The sequence below is a fragment of the Streptococcus sp. 20925_1_44 genome, from assembly GCF_041432435.1.
Taxonomy (GTDB): Bacteria; Bacillota; Bacilli; order Lactobacillales; family Streptococcaceae; genus Streptococcus; species Streptococcus infantis.
Genome location: NZ_JAPVZQ010000001.1, coordinates 467,423 through 483,393, shown reverse-complemented (window position 1 = coordinate 483,393; position 15,971 = coordinate 467,423). Strand labels below are relative to the sequence as shown.

14 protein-coding genes are annotated in these 15,971 nt (G+C 39.5%); 13 read left to right on the top strand and 1 reads right to left on the bottom strand.

From position 1 onward, the window contains the following. The first annotated feature begins 5 nt into the window (after positions 1–5). The 3 genes from O3643_RS02245 to sdbB all read left to right on the top strand — a co-directional run bounded on the left by O3643_RS02245 (position 6) and on the right by sdbB (position 2,277). Positions 6–866 carry a methionyl aminopeptidase gene (locus O3643_RS02245; RefSeq protein WP_006148631.1) on the top strand — a complete coding sequence of 287 codons (861 nt, stop codon included), beginning with the start codon at positions 6–8 and terminating at the stop codon, positions 864–866. Positions 867–993: 127 nt separating this feature from the next. Beyond that, the gene (gene ccdA2, locus O3643_RS02240) at positions 994–1,701 is read left to right on the top strand and encodes a thiol-disulfide oxidoreductase-associated membrane protein CcdA2 (RefSeq protein ID WP_371499556.1); all 708 of its coding nucleotides are present in this window, start codon (positions 994–996) and stop codon (positions 1,699–1,701) included. A gap of 12 nt (positions 1,702–1,713) precedes the next feature. Beyond that, positions 1,714–2,277 (top strand): thiol-disulfide oxidoreductase-associated lipoprotein SdbB, encoded by a 564-nt coding sequence (sdbB, locus tag O3643_RS02235; RefSeq protein ID WP_371499554.1) that lies wholly within the window; start codon positions 1,714–1,716, stop codon positions 2,275–2,277. A 63-nt stretch (positions 2,278–2,340) separates the two neighbouring features. Here the strand turns inward: sdbB and O3643_RS02230 are convergent, their stop codons facing one another. Further along, positions 2,341–3,327: an L-lactate dehydrogenase gene (locus O3643_RS02230; RefSeq protein WP_004253416.1), complete on the bottom strand. Its 987-nt coding sequence runs from the start codon at positions 3,325–3,327 to the stop codon at positions 2,341–2,343. 194 nt (positions 3,328–3,521) lie between these two features. Here O3643_RS02230 and gyrA point away from each other — a divergent pair, with 194 nt between their 5' ends. From gyrA to O3643_RS02180, 10 genes are all read left to right on the top strand, one after another. Beyond that, a complete protein-coding gene (gene gyrA, locus O3643_RS02225) occupies positions 3,522–5,990 on the top strand; it encodes a DNA gyrase subunit A (RefSeq protein ID WP_371499551.1) in 2,469 nt (822 codons plus the stop codon). Beyond that, positions 5,990–6,736: a class A sortase gene (locus O3643_RS02220; protein ID WP_371499549.1), complete on the top strand. Its 747-nt coding sequence runs from the start codon at positions 5,990–5,992 to the stop codon at positions 6,734–6,736. The genes gyrA and O3643_RS02220 overlap by 1 nt, the downstream gene beginning before the upstream one ends. Positions 6,737–6,891: 155 nt before the next feature. After that, positions 6,892–7,968, top strand: coding sequence for an aspartate-semialdehyde dehydrogenase (locus O3643_RS02215; RefSeq protein ID WP_371499547.1), 1,077 nt, complete (start codon positions 6,892–6,894; stop codon positions 7,966–7,968). 121 nt (positions 7,969–8,089) lie between these two features. After that, complete coding sequence (gene dapA / locus O3643_RS02210; RefSeq protein ID WP_371499545.1) at positions 8,090–9,025, top strand: 4-hydroxy-tetrahydrodipicolinate synthase; 936 nt, start codon at positions 8,090–8,092, stop codon at positions 9,023–9,025. A 109-nt stretch (positions 9,026–9,134) separates the two neighbouring features. Next, positions 9,135–9,992 carry a DNA-processing protein DprA gene (gene dprA / locus O3643_RS02205; protein ID WP_371499710.1) on the top strand — a complete coding sequence of 286 codons (858 nt, stop codon included), beginning with the start codon at positions 9,135–9,137 and terminating at the stop codon, positions 9,990–9,992. Between the two features lie 120 nt (positions 9,993–10,112). Continuing rightward, positions 10,113–12,200: a type I DNA topoisomerase gene (topA, locus tag O3643_RS02200; RefSeq protein ID WP_371499543.1), complete on the top strand. Its 2,088-nt coding sequence runs from the start codon at positions 10,113–10,115 to the stop codon at positions 12,198–12,200. Between the two features lie 108 nt (positions 12,201–12,308). Beyond that, on the top strand, positions 12,309–12,668 hold the full coding sequence (locus tag O3643_RS02195; RefSeq protein WP_006148621.1) for a YbaN family protein: 360 nt from the start codon (positions 12,309–12,311) through the stop codon (positions 12,666–12,668). Between the two features lie 92 nt (positions 12,669–12,760). Next, entirely contained in the window at positions 12,761–13,393 is a 633-nt protein-coding gene (locus O3643_RS02190; protein WP_371499541.1) for a copper homeostasis protein CutC, read from the top strand. Between the two features lie 43 nt (positions 13,394–13,436). After that, positions 13,437–14,093, top strand: a complete 657-nt coding sequence (locus O3643_RS02185; RefSeq protein ID WP_371499539.1) for an MmcQ/YjbR family DNA-binding protein — start codon at positions 13,437–13,439, stop codon at positions 14,091–14,093. A gap of 313 nt (positions 14,094–14,406) precedes the next feature. Further along, positions 14,407–15,969, top strand: a complete 1,563-nt coding sequence (locus tag O3643_RS02180) for a 2-isopropylmalate synthase (RefSeq protein WP_371499537.1) — start codon at positions 14,407–14,409, stop codon at positions 15,967–15,969. Positions 15,970–15,971 lie beyond the last annotated feature (2 nt).

Sequence of the window (15,971 nt, the reverse complement as noted above, 5' to 3'; positions counted from 1 at the left end):
AAAACATGATTACATTAAAATCAGCTAGAGAAATCGAAGCTATGGATAAGGCAGGTGATTTTCTTGCAAGTATCCACATTGGCTTGCGTGATATCATCAAGCCAGGTGTTGATATGTGGGAAGTAGAAGAGTATGTTCGCCGTCGTTGTAAAGAAGAGAATTTCCTTCCACTACAGATTGGTGTTGATGGAGCAATGATGGACTATCCATATGCAACCTGCTGTTCGCTCAATGACGAAGTAGCACACGCCTTCCCTCGTCATTATATCCTCAAAGAGGGTGACCTTCTCAAGGTTGATATGGTTCTTGGTGGGCCAATCGCGAAGTCTGACCTCAATGTTTCTAAACTCAATTTTAACAACGTTGAGCAGATGAAAAAATATACTCAAAACTTTACGGGTGGCTTGGCTGATTCTTGTTGGGCATACGCAGTTGGTAAACCATCAGAAGAAGTTAAAAACTTGATGGACGTGACCAAGGAAGCTATGTATAAGGGTATCGAGCAAGCTGTTGTTGGCAACCGAATTGGTGATATTGGTGCAGCGATTCAAGAATATGCTGAAAGTCGTGGATACGGCGTTGTCCGCGATCTTGTAGGACACGGTGTTGGCCCAACTATGCATGAAGAACCAATGGTTCCTAACTATGGTGTAGCTGGTCGTGGTCTTCGTCTTCGTGAAGGTATGGTTTTGACAATCGAACCTATGATTAATACAGGTGATTGGGAAATCGATACAGACATGAAAACAGGCTGGGCTCACAAAACTATCGACGGTGGTCTATCTTGTCAGTATGAACACCAGTTTGTTATCACCAAGGATGGACCTGTAATCTTGACAAGTCAAGGTGAAGAGGGAACATATTAATAAAAAAAGGGAGCTGAGCTCCTTTTTTGATTCGTTAAAGTTGAAATCAAATTTGCGTAGCAGATATCTTACAAACGTTTTCTTTTATAGTAAAATAGAAGATAACTATATGAAAGAAGGTTCTTAATTGGAAAGTATTATATTTTTTATCTCTGTATTTTTAGCTGGGGTTTTATCGTTTTTCTCACCCTGCATATTTCCCTTGTTACCAGTCTATGCAGGTGTTTTGTTAGATGATCAAGAGCAGTCAAAGACATTTCGGTTTTTAGGTAAAGATGTTGCCTGGACAGGATTAATTCGGACATTCTGTTTTATCGCAGGTATCTCTCTAATTTTCTTTATTCTAGGGTTTGGAGCAGGATTTCTCGGCAATTTACTCTATGCTGATTGGTTTCGTTATGTTATGGGTGGTATTATTATCATACTAGGCTTACATCAGATGGAAATCCTTCATTTACGAAAATTAGAGTTCCAAAAAACAGTAAGATTTGATCAAAAACAGTCTAGTAAATATCTATCAGCCTTTCTATTAGGTATTAGCTTTAGCTTTGGTTGGACTCCATGTATTGGTCCAGTTTTAAGTTCGGTTTTAGCATTAGCTGCCTCAGGAGGAAATGGAGCTTTTCAAGGGGCATTATTAACTCTAGTTTATACTCTTGGAATGGCGCTTCCATTTTTAGTATTGGCCTTGGCATCAGGTCTCATCATGCCTTATTTTAGTAGAATTAAATCTCACCTACTCTTACTGAAAAGAATTGGTGGTTTACTAATTATTCTCATGGGAATTTTATTAATGTTGGGACAGTTAAATGTCTTATCCGGAATATTAGGATAAAAGGAGTTATCTATGAAAAAAATAATCTATTTTGGACTTAGTTTCTTATCTATCTTTCTTTTGATTGCTTGTGGCAAGGAAGAGAAGGAATCAAGTCAGGAAAATCAAACGACTCAAACACAGCAACAGGCAACGGTTAAGCAAATTGCTGTAGGAGCAGAAGCGCCGGATTTCACGCTCCAATCGATGGATGGAAAAGAAGTCAAACTATCTGATTTTAAAGGTAAAAAAGTTTATCTAAAATTCTGGGCTTCTTGGTGCGGACCATGTAAAAAAAGTATGCCAGAACTAATGGAACTTGCTGCAAAAGAAGATCGTGATTTTGAAATATTATCTGTTATTGCACCAGGCCTTCAAGGTGAAAAAACCATAGACCAATTTCCAAAATGGTTTGAGGAGCAGGGCTATAAGGATATTCCTGTCCTATATGACACCAAGGGGACAACCTTCCAAGCCTATCAGATTCGAAGCATTCCAACAGAATTTCTAATCGATTCAAATGGTAAAATTGCCAAAATCCAAATAGGTGCAATTAGTAATGCAGATGCAGAAGCGGCGTTTGCACAAATGAATTAACGTTATAAAAAAATGTCTAGACTGTTTTGTCTAGACATTTCTTTTTTTAAAAATTTAATTGAATTAGTTTTTAGAAGCAGCTTGGAATTCTGGGTTTTTCCATGCTTCGTCAATAATTTCTTGTAATTCACGAGCAGAAAGTTGCATTTTTTGAGTTTCAGCGTCGTTCAATGGGATGTTAACTGGGCGAACGATACCATGCGCACCAACGATAGCTGGTTGACCGATAAAGACGTTTTCAACTCCGTATTGTCCTTCTTGGAAGACTGAAAGTGGAAGAACCGCATTTTCATCATCAAGGATAGCTTTTGTGATACGAGCAAGAGCAACTGCGATACCGTAGTAAGTAGCACCTTTTTTGTTGATGATTGAGTAAGCAGCGTCACGAACTGAGATGAAGAGTTCAACAAGATCTGCTTCATTCAAGTCACGGTTAGCTTGTAACCATTGTTCTAATTTAACACCGGCAACGTTAGCGTGTGACCAAACGGCAAATTCTGAGTCACCGTGTTCACCCATGATGTAGGCGTGAACTGAACGTGCATCAACACCGATAGTTTCAGCAAGTGCTTGACGGAAACGAGCTGAGTCAAGTGAAGTACCTGAACCGATAACACGTTCTTTAGGGAAACCTGAGAATTTCCAAGTTGAGTAAGTTAAAATGTCAACTGGGTTAGCAGCAACAAGGAAGATACCGTCAAATCCAGATGCAACAACTTGTTCAACAATTGATTTATTGATAGCAAGGTTTTTACCAACAAGATCAAGACGAGTTTCACCTGGTTTTTGTGGAGCACCAGCAGTGATAACTACAAGGTCAGCATCCGCACAGTCTTCGTACTTAGCTGCATAGATTTTTTTAGGTGAAGTAAAAGCTAGCGCGTGGCTAAGGTCTTCAGCATCACCAACTGCTTTTTCAAACAATTGAGGAATTTCAATGATACCAAGTTCTTGTGCAATTCCTTGTGTTACGAGGGCAAAAGCGTAAGATGAACCTACGGCACCGTCACCGACGAGGATAACTTTTTTGTGTTGTTTAGTTGCTGTCATTTGTCTAAACATCTCCTTTATTTTATTCAGGGGGAACCCCATTTGATTTCATTCTATCACTTTTGCTAAGCTTTGTCACGGATATACCTTCGGGATAAATATGTAAACGTTTTACAGGTGTTGTTAAACTGTAAAATAGTCCAAACTATGGTATAATATATCTAGTTACTAATAGTGAAATGAGGCATTTGTTAATGCAAGATAAAAATTTAGTGAATGTCAATCTGACCAAGGAGATGAAGACTAGCTTTATCGACTACGCCATGAGTGTAATCGTATCGCGTGCTCTTCCTGATGTTCGTGATGGGTTGAAACCTGTTCATCGTCGTATTTTGTACGGAATGAACGAATTAGGAGTTACGCCTGATAAACCTCATAAGAAATCTGCCCGTATTACAGGGGACGTAATGGGTAAATACCACCCACACGGAGACTCATCTATCTATGAAGCTATGGTTCGTATGGCTCAATGGTGGAGCTACCGCTACATGCTTGTAGATGGGCACGGTAACTTTGGTTCTATGGACGGTGATGGTGCTGCCGCGCAACGTTATACCGAAGCACGTATGAGCAAGATTGCTCTTGAAATGCTTCGCGATATCAATAAAAATACCGTTGATTTTGTTGATAACTATGATGCCAACGAGCGCGAACCTGTTGTTTTACCAGCTCGTTTCCCAAATCTTTTGGTCAATGGTGCCACAGGTATTGCCGTTGGTATGGCGACCAATATCCCACCTCATAATTTGGGTGAAACTATTGATGCTGTTAAACTCGTCATGGATAATCCTGAAGTTACAACCAAAGATTTGATGGAAGTTTTGCCTGGTCCAGACTTCCCAACTGGTGCCCTAGTTATGGGTAAATCAGGTATTCACAAGGCGTATGAGACTGGTAAGGGATCTATTGTTCTTCGTTCTCGTACGGAAATTGAAGAAACTAAAACAGGTCGCGAACGTATCGTTGTTACTGAATTCCCGTATATGGTTAATAAGACAAAAGTTCATGAGCATATTGTGCGCTTAGTTCAGGAAAAACGTATCGATGGAATTACAGCTGTTCGTGATGAATCTAACCGTGAAGGTGTTCGCTTTGTTATTGAAGTTAGACGCGACGCATCAGCTAATGTTATTTTGAACAACTTATTCAAGATGACTCAGATGCAGACTAGCTTTGGTTTTAACATGCTTGCTATCCAAAATGGTGTTCCAAAGATTTTATCGCTTCGCCAAATCTTAGATGCATACATTGAGCACCAAAAAGAAGTTGTGACTCGTCGCACTCAATTTGATAAAGAAAAAGCTGAGGCACGCGCGCATATCTTGGAAGGTTTGCTAATTGCTCTGGATCATATTGATGAAGTCATTCGTATCATCCGTGCCAGCGAAACTGACCAAGAAGCTCAAGCGGAATTGATGAGCAAGTTCAAGCTATCTGAACGTCAAAGCCAAGCAATCCTAGACATGCGTCTCCGTCGTTTGACTGGCTTGGAGCGTGATAAGATTCAATCTGAATATGATGACCTCATTGCTTTGATTGCCGACTTAGCAGATATTCTTGCAAAACCAGAACGTGTGGCTCAAATCATCAAGGAAGAATTGGATGAAGTCAAACGCAAGTATGAAGATAAACGCCGTACTGAGTTAATGTTTGGTGAAGTCTTGACGCTTGAAGATGAAGACTTGATTGAAGAGTCTGATGTTCTTATCACTCTATCAAATAAAGGTTATATTAAACGTTTGGACCAAGACGAGTTTACTGCCCAAAAACGTGGTGGACGTGGCGTACAGGGAACAGGAGTCAAGGATGATGACTTTGTCCGTGAGTTGGTTTCTACCAGCACCCATGATCACTTGCTATTCTTTACCAACAAAGGTCGTGTCTATCGTTTGAAAGGTTATGAAATCCCAGAATACGGTCGTACAGCCAAGGGATTGCCTGTAGTTAACCTCTTGAAACTGGATGAGGGAGAAAGCATCCAAACTATCATTAATGTCGAATCAGAACGTAGTGATGATGCATATATCTTCTTTACGACTCGAGCAGGTATTGTTAAGAGAACTAGCGTTAAAGAATTTGCCAACATTCGTCAGAATGGTCTAAAAGCCTTGAATTTGAAAGATGAGGACGAATTGATTAATGTTCTTCTTACTCAAGAAGATACTGATATCATTATCGGTACTAAATTGGGTTATGCAGTTCGTTTCAACCAGTCATCCGTTCGTAGTATGAGTCGTAGCGCTACAGGTGTTAAAGGGGTAAACCTTCGTGAAGGTGATGCTGTAGTTGGAGCTAGAGTAATCACTGACCAAGATGAGGTCCTCATTATCACCGAAAAAGGATACGGTAAGCGTACAGTTGCCACTGAATATCCAACTAAAGGTCGTGCTGGTAAAGGTATGAAGACCGCTAATATTACTGATAAAAACGGTCAACTTGCAGGCCTTCTCACAGTAAAAGGTGACGAAGATTTGATGGTTATCACAGATACCGGTGTCATGATTCGTACAAATGTTGCCAATATTTCTCAAACTGGACGTTCAACCATGGGAGTTAAGGTCATGCGTTTAGATGAGAATGCTAAGATTGTAACCTTTACAACAGTTGCGGCAGCTGAGAAAGAAGAAGTTGGGGCAGAAAACGAAACAGAAAGTGAAGAATAATGTCTCAAAAAAGAACTAAGAGTAAAAAAAATAAACGTAAGAATCTGCTGATTAATATTTTAGCTGGCTTTCTAATCCTTTTGTCTCTAGCCTTGATTTTTAACTCAAAGATTCGTAATATCTTTATGGTTTGGAATACTAACAAGTATCAAGTTAGTCAAGTTTCAAAAGAGAAGCTTGAAGAGAACAATGGTGCAGAAGGAAATTTTGATTTTAATTCCGTGAAGGCTATTTCTTCGGAGGCAGTTTTATCATCCCAATGGGATGCACAACAGTTACCTGTTATAGGTGGAATTGCAGTTCCCGAAGTAGAAATCAACCTGCCAATCTTTAAAGGTTTGGACAATGTAAACTTGTTCTACGGAGCAGGAACCATGAAACCAAATCAAAAAATGGGTGAAGGAAATTATTCTCTTGCTAGTCACCATATCTTTACAGCTGAGAATGCTAGCCAAATGCTATTTTCTCCTTTGGTCAATGCCAAAGAAGGAATGAAGATTTATCTGACTGATAAGGATAAAGTTTATACCTACGAAATTCGGGAAGTGAAACACGTAACCCCAGATCGAGTTGATGAAATCGATGATCGTGAAGGTATCAATGAAATTACCTTGGTCACTTGTGTAGACTATGATGCAACCGAACGGATTATCGTAAAGGGAGATTTAAAAGAAATCAAATCTTATTCAGACACTCCGTCAGATGTTTTAGATGCATTTAATAAACCGTATAAACAAAGATATTAATTTGTAAATTTTTAGAAAAAGGTTCGCTAATGATAGCGACCTTTTTTCTTGTCAATTTCAGAAAATAGATAAGGTAAAGACTTTTCAATTTTTCTAAAAAGTAGTATAATGTTTCTATTATAGAAATTTTTAGAAAATTCCAAAAGAGGTTTGTTATGGGATATACAGTTGCTGTTGTCGGTGCTACAGGTGCCGTTGGTGCTCAAATGATCAAAATGTTGGAAGAATCAATTCTTCCAATCGATAAGATTCGCTACCTTGCGTCTGCACGTTCTGCAGGAAAGGTCTTGCAATTCAAGGGCCAAGATGTGACTATTGAAGAAACAACAGAAGAAGCTTTTGAAGGAGTTGATATTGCTCTCTTCTCTGCTGGTGGTTCAACTTCTGCAAAATACGCACCTTATGCTGTTAAAGCAGGGGCAGTAGTAGTAGATAACACTTCTTATTTCCGTCAAAATCCAGATGTGCCATTGGTTGTTCCTGAAGTAAACGCCCATGCCCTTGATGCTCATAATGGGATCATTGCATGTCCTAACTGTTCAACTATTCAAATGATGGTAGCTCTTGAACCAGTTCGTCAAAAATGGGGCTTAGACCGTATCATTGTTTCAACTTATCAAGCTGTCTCAGGTGCTGGTATGGGTGCTATTCTTGAGACACAACGTGAATTGCGTGAAGTATTGAATGATGGTGTAAATCCACGTGATTTGCATGCGGAAATCTTGCCATCAGGTGGCGATAAGAAACACTATCCAATTGCTTTTAATGCCCTTCCTCAAATTGATGTCTTCACTGATAATGACTACACTTATGAAGAAATGAAGATGACAAACGAAACTAAGAAAATCATGGAAGACGATAGCATTGCCGTTTCAGCAACTTGCGTGCGTATTCCTGTCTTGTCAGCTCACTCTGAGTCAGTTTACATTGAAACAAAAGAAGTGGCTCCAATCGATGAAGTCAAAGCTGCGATTGCTGCCTTTCCAGGTGCAGTTCTTGAAGACGATGTGGCTCATCAAATCTATCCTCAAGCTATTAATGCGGTTGGTTCTCGCGATACCTTTGTCGGACGTATCCGTAAAGACTTGGATGCTGAAAAAGGGATCCACATGTGGGTGGTGTCTGATAACCTTCTTAAAGGTGCTGCTTGGAACTCAGTTCAAATTGCAGAGACTTTACATGAACGTGGTCTAGTACACCCAACAGCTGAGTTGAAGTTTGAATTGAAATAGGGAGCAAAACAGAAATCAGTAACTCGAAGAGTTTGATTTCTTCCTCTTATTTTATGTACAGAACAGGAGGCAAAGGCAAGTATGCCCCAGCCTCTTTCTTATATAGAGAAAGGTTTTTTCTATGTCTTATCAAGATTTAAAAGATTGTAAAATTATCACTGCTTTTATTACTCCTTTTCACGAAGATGGCTCCATAAATTTCGATGCTATTCCAAAGTTGATTGAACATCTATTGGCACATCACACAGACGGAATTCTCTTGGCGGGGACGACTGCTGAGAGTCCGACTCTTACTCACGATGAGGAGTTGCAGTTGTTTGCAGCAGTTCAGAAAGTGGTTAATGGCCGTGTTCCTTTAATTGCTGGTGTCGGTACTAATGATACACGAGACTCTATTGAGTTCGTCAAAGAAGTGGCAGATTTTGGAGGCTTTGCGGCTGGTCTCGCAATTGTTCCTTACTACAATAAACCATCTCAAGAAGGTATGTACCAGCACTTTAAAGCTATTGCAGATGCCTCTGATTTACCCATCATTATCTATAACATTCCAGGTCGTGTAGTAGTAGAATTGACACCAGAAACCATGCTTCGCTTAGCGGAACATCCAAATATCATTGGTGTTAAGGAATGTACCAGCCTTGCAAATATGGCTTATTTGATTGAGCACAAACCAGAAGAATTCTTGATCTACACTGGTGAAGATGGGGATGCCTTCCATGCTATGAACCTTGGTGCTGATGGGGTTATCTCTGTTGCTTCTCATACCAATGGTGATGAAATGTATGAAATGTTCACTGCGATTGAAGAGAGTGATATGAAGAAAGCGGCAGCTATTCAACGTAAGTTTATTCCCAAGGTTAATGCTCTCTTCTCATACCCAAGTCCTGCACCTGTTAAGGCAGTCCTCAACTATATGGGATTTGAAGCTGGTCCAACTCGTCTCCCTTTGGTTCCTGCGCCTGAAGAGGATGCTAAACGCATTATCAAGGTTGTTATTGACGGAGACTATGAAGCGACTAAAGCGACTGTCACTGGAGTTCTTCGACCTGATTACTAAGATAACAAAGATAAATAGAAACTTCCTAACAAGTAAAATTGTTGGGAGTTTTTTTATTTTTCTACGAATATATAAATAGAGAGAGGATGACAAGGAGTTAATAATGAAGATTAAGATTGACAATTTTGAGATTTATAAATTGAAGCAGGCAGGTTTAAGTAATCAGCAGGTTCTGAAAGTACTTCAATACGGAGAAATTTATGATCAGGAATTGAGTTTAGAGACAATCGCTGAAGCCTCAGAGTGTCGTAATCCAGTAGTTTTTATGGAGCGGTACCATAAACTGACTTTTGAAAGCATGGAACGCCTGAAGAAAGATTTTGAAAAGTTCCCATCATTTTCAATTTTGGATGATGTTTATCCCATTTCACTCAGTGAAATTTATGATGCACCTGTATTGCTTTTTTATAAAGGAGATTTAAATCTCTTGAAATTACCCAAGGTTGCAGTTGTAGGTAGTCGCACTTGTAGTCAAATAGGAACCAAATCAGTCCGTAAAATCATTGAAGAATTGGAAAATGAATTAGTTGTGGTGAGTGGACTTGCTAGAGGAATTGATACAGCAGCCCATATGTCTGTTCTACAAACTGGGGGCAAAACGATTGCAGTGATTGGGACTGGTTTAGATGTCTATTATCCCCGCTCCAATAAACGCCTTCAAGAATACATTGGAGAACATCATTTGCTTCTAAGCGAGTACGGTCCAGGAGAAGAACCTTTGAAATATCACTTTCCTGCCAGAAATCGCATTATTGCAGGATTGTGTCGAGGAGTCATCGTTGCAGAAGCTAAAATGAGGTCTGGTAGCTTAATCACTTGTGAGCGTGCCATGGAGGAAGGTAGAGATGTCTTTGCGATTCCAGGTTCCATTTTAGATGGACGCTCAGACGGCTGTCATCATTTAATCCAAGAAGGAGCAAAACTAGCAACATGTGGGCAGGATATACTAGCAGAATTTGAATTTTAATGAATGAAATGATTTCATTTAGCAAACTTTTCTTCTATTATATGGGTGTTATGTCTTGACAGGTTTTTAAAAATGGTTTACACTTTATAAAGTTTAATTACTTTGAGAAGGTGTGATACTGTGGTAACGGCAACCAAAAAGAAAAAATCAACAAGTAAAAAAAATCTTGTAATCGTGGAGTCGCCTGCTAAGGCGAAAACGATTGAGAAATATCTAGGACGTAATTATAAGGTTTTAGCCAGCGTAGGACATATTCGTGATTTGAAAAAATCAAGTATGTCAGTTGACGTGGAAAATAATTACGAACCGCAATATATCAATATTCGTGGGAAAGGTCCTCTCATCAATGATTTGAAAAAAGAAGCTAAGAAAGCCGATAAAGTCTTTCTTGCAAGTGACCCGGACCGGGAAGGGGAGGCTATTTCATGGCATTTAGCGCATATTTTAGATCTAGACGAGAATGATACCAACCGTGTTGTTTTCAACGAGATTACCAAAGATGCAGTAAAAAATGCCTTTAAAGAACCTCGTAAAATTAATATGGATTTGGTCGATGCCCAACAGGCCCGTCGTGTTTTGGACCGTTTAGTGGGGTATTCAATTTCACCAATTCTTTGGAAAAAGGTTAAAAAAGGCTTATCAGCAGGGCGTGTTCAGTCTGTTGCTCTTAAGCTAATCATTGATCGTGAAAATGAAATCAATGCCTTCCAACCAGAAGAATATTGGACGATTGATGGTGTCTTTAAAAAAGGTACCAAGCAATTCCAAGCTTCTTTTTATGGAATGAATGGCAAGAAGATGAAGTTGACCACCAATGATGAAGTCAAAAAAGTTTTATCTCATCTTAGCAGTAAAGACTTTACTGTTGATCAAGTAGATAAAAAGGAAAGAAAGCGCAATGCTCCTCTTCCATATACAACGTCTTCTATGCAGATGGATGCTGCTAACAAGATTAACTTCCGTACTCGAAAGACGATGATGGTTGCTCAGCAACTCTATGAAGGAATCAATATTGGTACAGGTGTCCAAGGTTTGATCACCTATATGCGTACGGATTCTACTCGTATCAGCCCAGTTGCTCAGAATGAAGCCGCTAGCTACATCAATGAACGTTTTGGTAGTAAGTATTCTAAACATGGTAGCAAGGTGAAAAATGCCTCTGGCGCTCAAGACGCCCACGAAGCTATTCGTCCTTCAAGTGTCTTTAATACACCTGAGAAAATTGCTAAGTATTTGGATAAAGACCAGCTAAAACTTTATACCCTTATCTGGAACCGCTTTGTAGCGAGTCAAATGACTGGTGCAATTTTTGATACCATGGCTGTTAAACTTTCGCAAAATGGTGTTCAATTCGCGGCGAATGGTAGTCAGGTTAAGTTTGATGGTTATTTAGCTATTTACAACGATTCTGATAAAAATAAGATGCTGCCTGATATGGAAGTAGGAGATGTGGTCAAACAGGTTAATAGCAAACCTGAACAACATTTCACACAACCACCGGCACGATATTCTGAGGCTACTTTGATTAAGACCTTGGAAGAAAACGGAGTTGGACGTCCATCTACCTATGCTCCAACCATTGAAACAATCCAAAAACGTTACTATGTAAGACTAGCATCTAAACGCTTTGAACCAACTGATTTAGGACAAGTCGTTAACAAGCTGATTGTCGAATACTTCCCAGACATTGTTAACGTGAAGTTTACCGCTGAAATGGAAGGTAAACTGGACGATGTTGAGGTCGGAAAAGAAGAGTGGCAACGAGTTATTGATGAATTTTACAAACCATTCTCTAAAGAGGTCGCAAAAGCTGAAGCAGAGATGGAAAAAATTCAAATCAAGGACGAACCAGCAGGATTTGACTGTGAAGTTTGTGGTAGTCCGATGGTGATTAAGATTGGACGCTTCGGTAAGTTTTATGCATGTAGTAATTTCCCAGATTGTCGACATACGCAGGCCATTGTTAAAGAAGTTGGTGTTACATGTCCAAAATGCCATCAAGGGCAAATCATCGAACGCAAAACCAAACGTAATCGTATTTTCTATGGATGCAATCGTTATCCAGAATGTGAGTTTACCTCTTGGGATAAACCTGTTGGACGTGATTGTCCTAAATGTGGTCATTTCCTCATGGAGAAAAAAATCCGTGGTGGCGGGAAACAGATTGTATGTAGCAATGGTGACTACGAAGAAGACAAGATTAAATAAAAATAATTAGGGCTGAAATGATAATTTCAGCTCTTTTTAATTTAAACTTGACAGATTTTATCTTTTTATGCTTAACTAGAAGAAGATTATTCTTACTTAGGAGCAGATATGCGCATTATTTATCTTTGCATTGGATTCATTTCTTTAGCTTTAGCAATCGTTGGAGTTGCCTTGCCACTATTACCGACAACACCCTTTCTCTTGTTGTCAATTGCTTGTTTTTCAAAATCCTCTAAACGTTTTGAAGATTGGCTCTATCATACCAAGCTCTACCAAACTTATGTTGCGGACTTCAGAGAAACTAAGTCTATTGCGCGTGAACGAAAGAAGAAGATTATCGTATCGATTTATATTTTGATGGGAATCTCCATTTATTTTGCTCCGCTCTTACCTGTAAAAATTGCTTTAGGCTGCTTAACAGTATTTATAACCTATTATCTCTTTAAGGTAATTCCAGATAAAGAATAGCTAAAAAAGTCATGATTTTCCTTGATAAAAAGTAGGGGTTACTTAAAACAATATGATATAATAATATTAAAGAAACCTTCAAGGAGTATCAAATGATTTACGAATTTTGTGCTGAAAATGTGACCTTGCTTGAAAAAGCTATGCAGGCAGGAGCTCGCCGTATTGAGCTCTGTGATAATTTAGCGGTTGGTGGAACAACTCCAAGCTACGGAGTGACAAAGGCAGCTGTGGAACTGGCGGCCGACTACGATACGACTATCATGACAATGATTCGTCCACGTGGTGGTGACTTTGTTTACAATGACCTCGAGATTTCTATTATGCTTGAGGATATTCGTCTAACTGCTCAAGCAGGTAGCCAAGGGGTTGTCTTTGGTGCCTTAACAGCAGATAAGAAATTGGATAAGGCTAACCTTGAAAAGTTGATTGCTGCATCTAAAGGTATGGAGATTGTCTTCCATATGGCTTTTGACGACTTAAGTGACCAAGATCAACTAGAAGCTATTGATTGGCTCAGCCAGGCTGGCGTAACACGTATCCTGACTCGAGCTGGTGTATCTGGTGACTCTTTAGAGAAACGTTTTGCTCACTACCGCAGAATTTTAGAACACGCTGCAGGAAAAATCGAAATTTTACCGGGTGGTGGGATTGACATGGACAACCGTCAAACCTTTATCGATCAACTGGGCGTGACACAATTACATGGAACAAAGGTTGTCTTTTAAAAAATAGAAAGGAACTGCTAGCTTTTGGTAGCAGTTTTCGCTTATGTTTGAAATTTTTAAAGCCTATCAATTTAATAGTAAAAAGGCTAAAGAGTATGGTTTTGTAGAAAATCAAGGTGTATGGACCTATAGTTCGACTATCTTGCAGGGAGATTTTCTCATGATGGTTACAGTTGAGGATGGGGACTTAAGTTTTCGAGTTTATGACCAAGAAACTAGGGACCTCTATCCTCAAGTTCATATGGAAAGTATGAGAGGTTCTTTTGTCGGAAGCGTTCGAGAGGCTTGTTTAGAAGTACTTTATAGCATTCGAAAGGCTTGTTTTGAGGTAGAGGAATTTCTCAATCCACAGACCAAGAGAATCATGGCGCTTGTTCAAGCAAAGTATGGCAATCAGCTGGAATATCTATGGGAGAAATCACCTGATACGGCGGTTTTACGCCACGAAGATAATCAGAAGTGGTATGCTATTTTAATGAGAATTCCTTGGGATAGGCTAGATAAGGGGAGAGAAGGGCTAGTGGAAGCAGTCAACCTCAAACACGACCAAGTAGCTGACTTGCTTTCACAAATGGGAATTTTCCCAGCCTTTCATATGAATAAACGCTATTGGATTAGTCTTCCACTTGATGACACTCTAACTGACGAAAAGGTCCTTGAATTATTTGAGAGAAGTTGGTTTTTGACTTCTAAGAAATAAATAAACATATTTGAGTTTTAAATACTTTTAATTCGCAAAATATTCTTTATTGAAGAAATTTTCAGAAAATATTGGATTTTTTCTTGACAAGTGATTTTTCCTATGCTAGAATACTAAACAAGACATCAAACAAAGGAGAAAGCCAAACATGAAAACAGCTAAGTTTAATCAATTTGCTTTGTTGTTGAGGTACTCGGACTAGTGCAAAAGCATTAGTCCTGTTTGGCTTACCAAGCGGGAGTAAATCAACATCTCGCTTGGAACTCCGAGCGAGATGTTTTTTCTATATCGAAAATGTGAAGGGAGAATTCTTATGCGTGTAGTTGAGTTTTTAGATACCAGTCTCCGAGATGGTGAGCAGACACCAGGTGTCAATTTTTCAATAAAGGAAAAGGTTGCTATAGCAAAACAGTTAGAGAAATGGGGGATTTCAGCAATCGAAGCTGGTTTTCCGGCTGCTAGTCCAGATTCATTTACAGCTGTTCAAGAAATTGCTAAGGCTATGAAAAAAACAGCCGTGACAGGCTTAGCACGTTCTGTTAAATCAGACATTGACGCTTGCTATGAAGCACTTAAAGATGCAAAGTATCCTCAGATTCACGTCTTTATCGCTACCAGTCCGATTCACCGTAAGTATAAGCTCAATAAGAGTAAGGAAGAGATTTTGGAAGCGATCAGTGAACATGTTTCCTATGCACGGAGTAAGTTTGAAGTAGTAGAATTCTCTCCAGAAGATGCTACTAGAACTGAGCTGGACTTTCTTCTACAAGTCGTTCAAACTGCGGTCGATGCGGGTGCGACTTATATTAATATTCCTGATACAGTAGGTTTTACAACTCCAGAGGAATACGGAAGTATCTTTAAATATCTGATTGACAATGTCCAAACAGACCGTCAGATTATCTATTCACCTCACTGCCATGATGACCTTGGAATGGCAGTAGCAAATAGCCTCGCTGCTGTAAAGAATGGTGCAGGACGTGTCGAAGGAACCATTAACGGAATCGGCGAACGAGCTGGGAATGCTGCTTTAGAAGAAATAGCGGTAGCCCTCAATATTCGTCAGGATTATTACCAAGCAGAGTCAAGTATCGTCCTAAACGAAACGATTAATACGTCCGAAATGGTCTCTCGCTTCTCAGGAATTCCAGTTCCCAAAAATAAGGCAGTTGTCGGTGGAAATGCCTTTTCTCATGAATCAGGTATTCACCAAGACGGAGTTCTTAAAAACCCACTTACCTATGAAATCATAACACCAGAATTGGTGGGTGTAAAGAGTAATAGTCTTCCGCTTGGAAAATTATCTGGTCGCCATGCCTTTGTAGAAAAACTGAGAGAACTGGCCTTAGACTTCACAGAAGAGGATATTAAGCCACTCTTTGACAAATTCAAATCACTTGCAGATAAGAAACAAGAAGTCACAGACGCGGATATTCGTGCTCTGGTAGCTGGGACCATGGTTGAAAACCCAGAAGGCTTTCACTTTGATGATTTACAACTTCAAACTCATGCGGAAAATGAAATTGAAGCGACTGTTAGATTGGCTAATTTGGATGGTGAGAAAGTCGACTTTAATGCAACTGGACAAGGTTCTGTTGAAGCTATCTTTAACGCTGTTGACAAGTTCTTTAATCAATCTGTTCGCTTGGTTTCCTACACTATTGACGCTGTGACGGATGGAATCGATGCTCAGGCTAGAGTCTTAGTTACTGTTGAAAACAAAGATACAGAAACCATCTTTAACGCGGCCGGAATTGATTTCGATGTGTTGAAAGCTTCAGCCATTGCCTACATCAATGCCAATACTTTTGTTCAAAAAGAGAATACCGGAGAGATAGGTCCAAATGTTTCCTATCGCGACATGCCTAGTCTTTAAAG

Coding starts and splice junctions, on each gene's coding strand:
- O3643_RS02195 (WP_006148621.1), top strand. CDS start 12,309: ATGCGCATTATTTATCTTTGCATTGGATTCATTTCTTTAGCTTTAGCA.
- dapA (WP_371499545.1), top strand. CDS start 8,090: ATGTCTTATCAAGATTTAAAAGATTGTAAAATTATCACTGCTTTTATT.
- gyrA (WP_371499551.1), top strand. CDS start 3,522: ATGCAAGATAAAAATTTAGTGAATGTCAATCTGACCAAGGAGATGAAG.
- O3643_RS02190 (WP_371499541.1), top strand. CDS start 12,761: ATGATTTACGAATTTTGTGCTGAAAATGTGACCTTGCTTGAAAAAGCT.
- O3643_RS02215 (WP_371499547.1), top strand. CDS start 6,892: ATGGGATATACAGTTGCTGTTGTCGGTGCTACAGGTGCCGTTGGTGCT.
- O3643_RS02180 (WP_371499537.1), top strand. CDS start 14,407: ATGCGTGTAGTTGAGTTTTTAGATACCAGTCTCCGAGATGGTGAGCAG.
- O3643_RS02245 (WP_006148631.1), top strand. CDS start 6: ATGATTACATTAAAATCAGCTAGAGAAATCGAAGCTATGGATAAGGCA.
- O3643_RS02220 (WP_371499549.1), top strand. CDS start 5,990: ATGTCTCAAAAAAGAACTAAGAGTAAAAAAAATAAACGTAAGAATCTG.
- O3643_RS02185 (WP_371499539.1), top strand. CDS start 13,437: ATGTTTGAAATTTTTAAAGCCTATCAATTTAATAGTAAAAAGGCTAAA.
- sdbB (WP_371499554.1), top strand. CDS start 1,714: ATGAAAAAAATAATCTATTTTGGACTTAGTTTCTTATCTATCTTTCTT.
- O3643_RS02230 (WP_004253416.1), bottom strand. CDS start 3,327: ATGACAGCAACTAAACAACACAAAAAAGTTATCCTCGTCGGTGACGGT.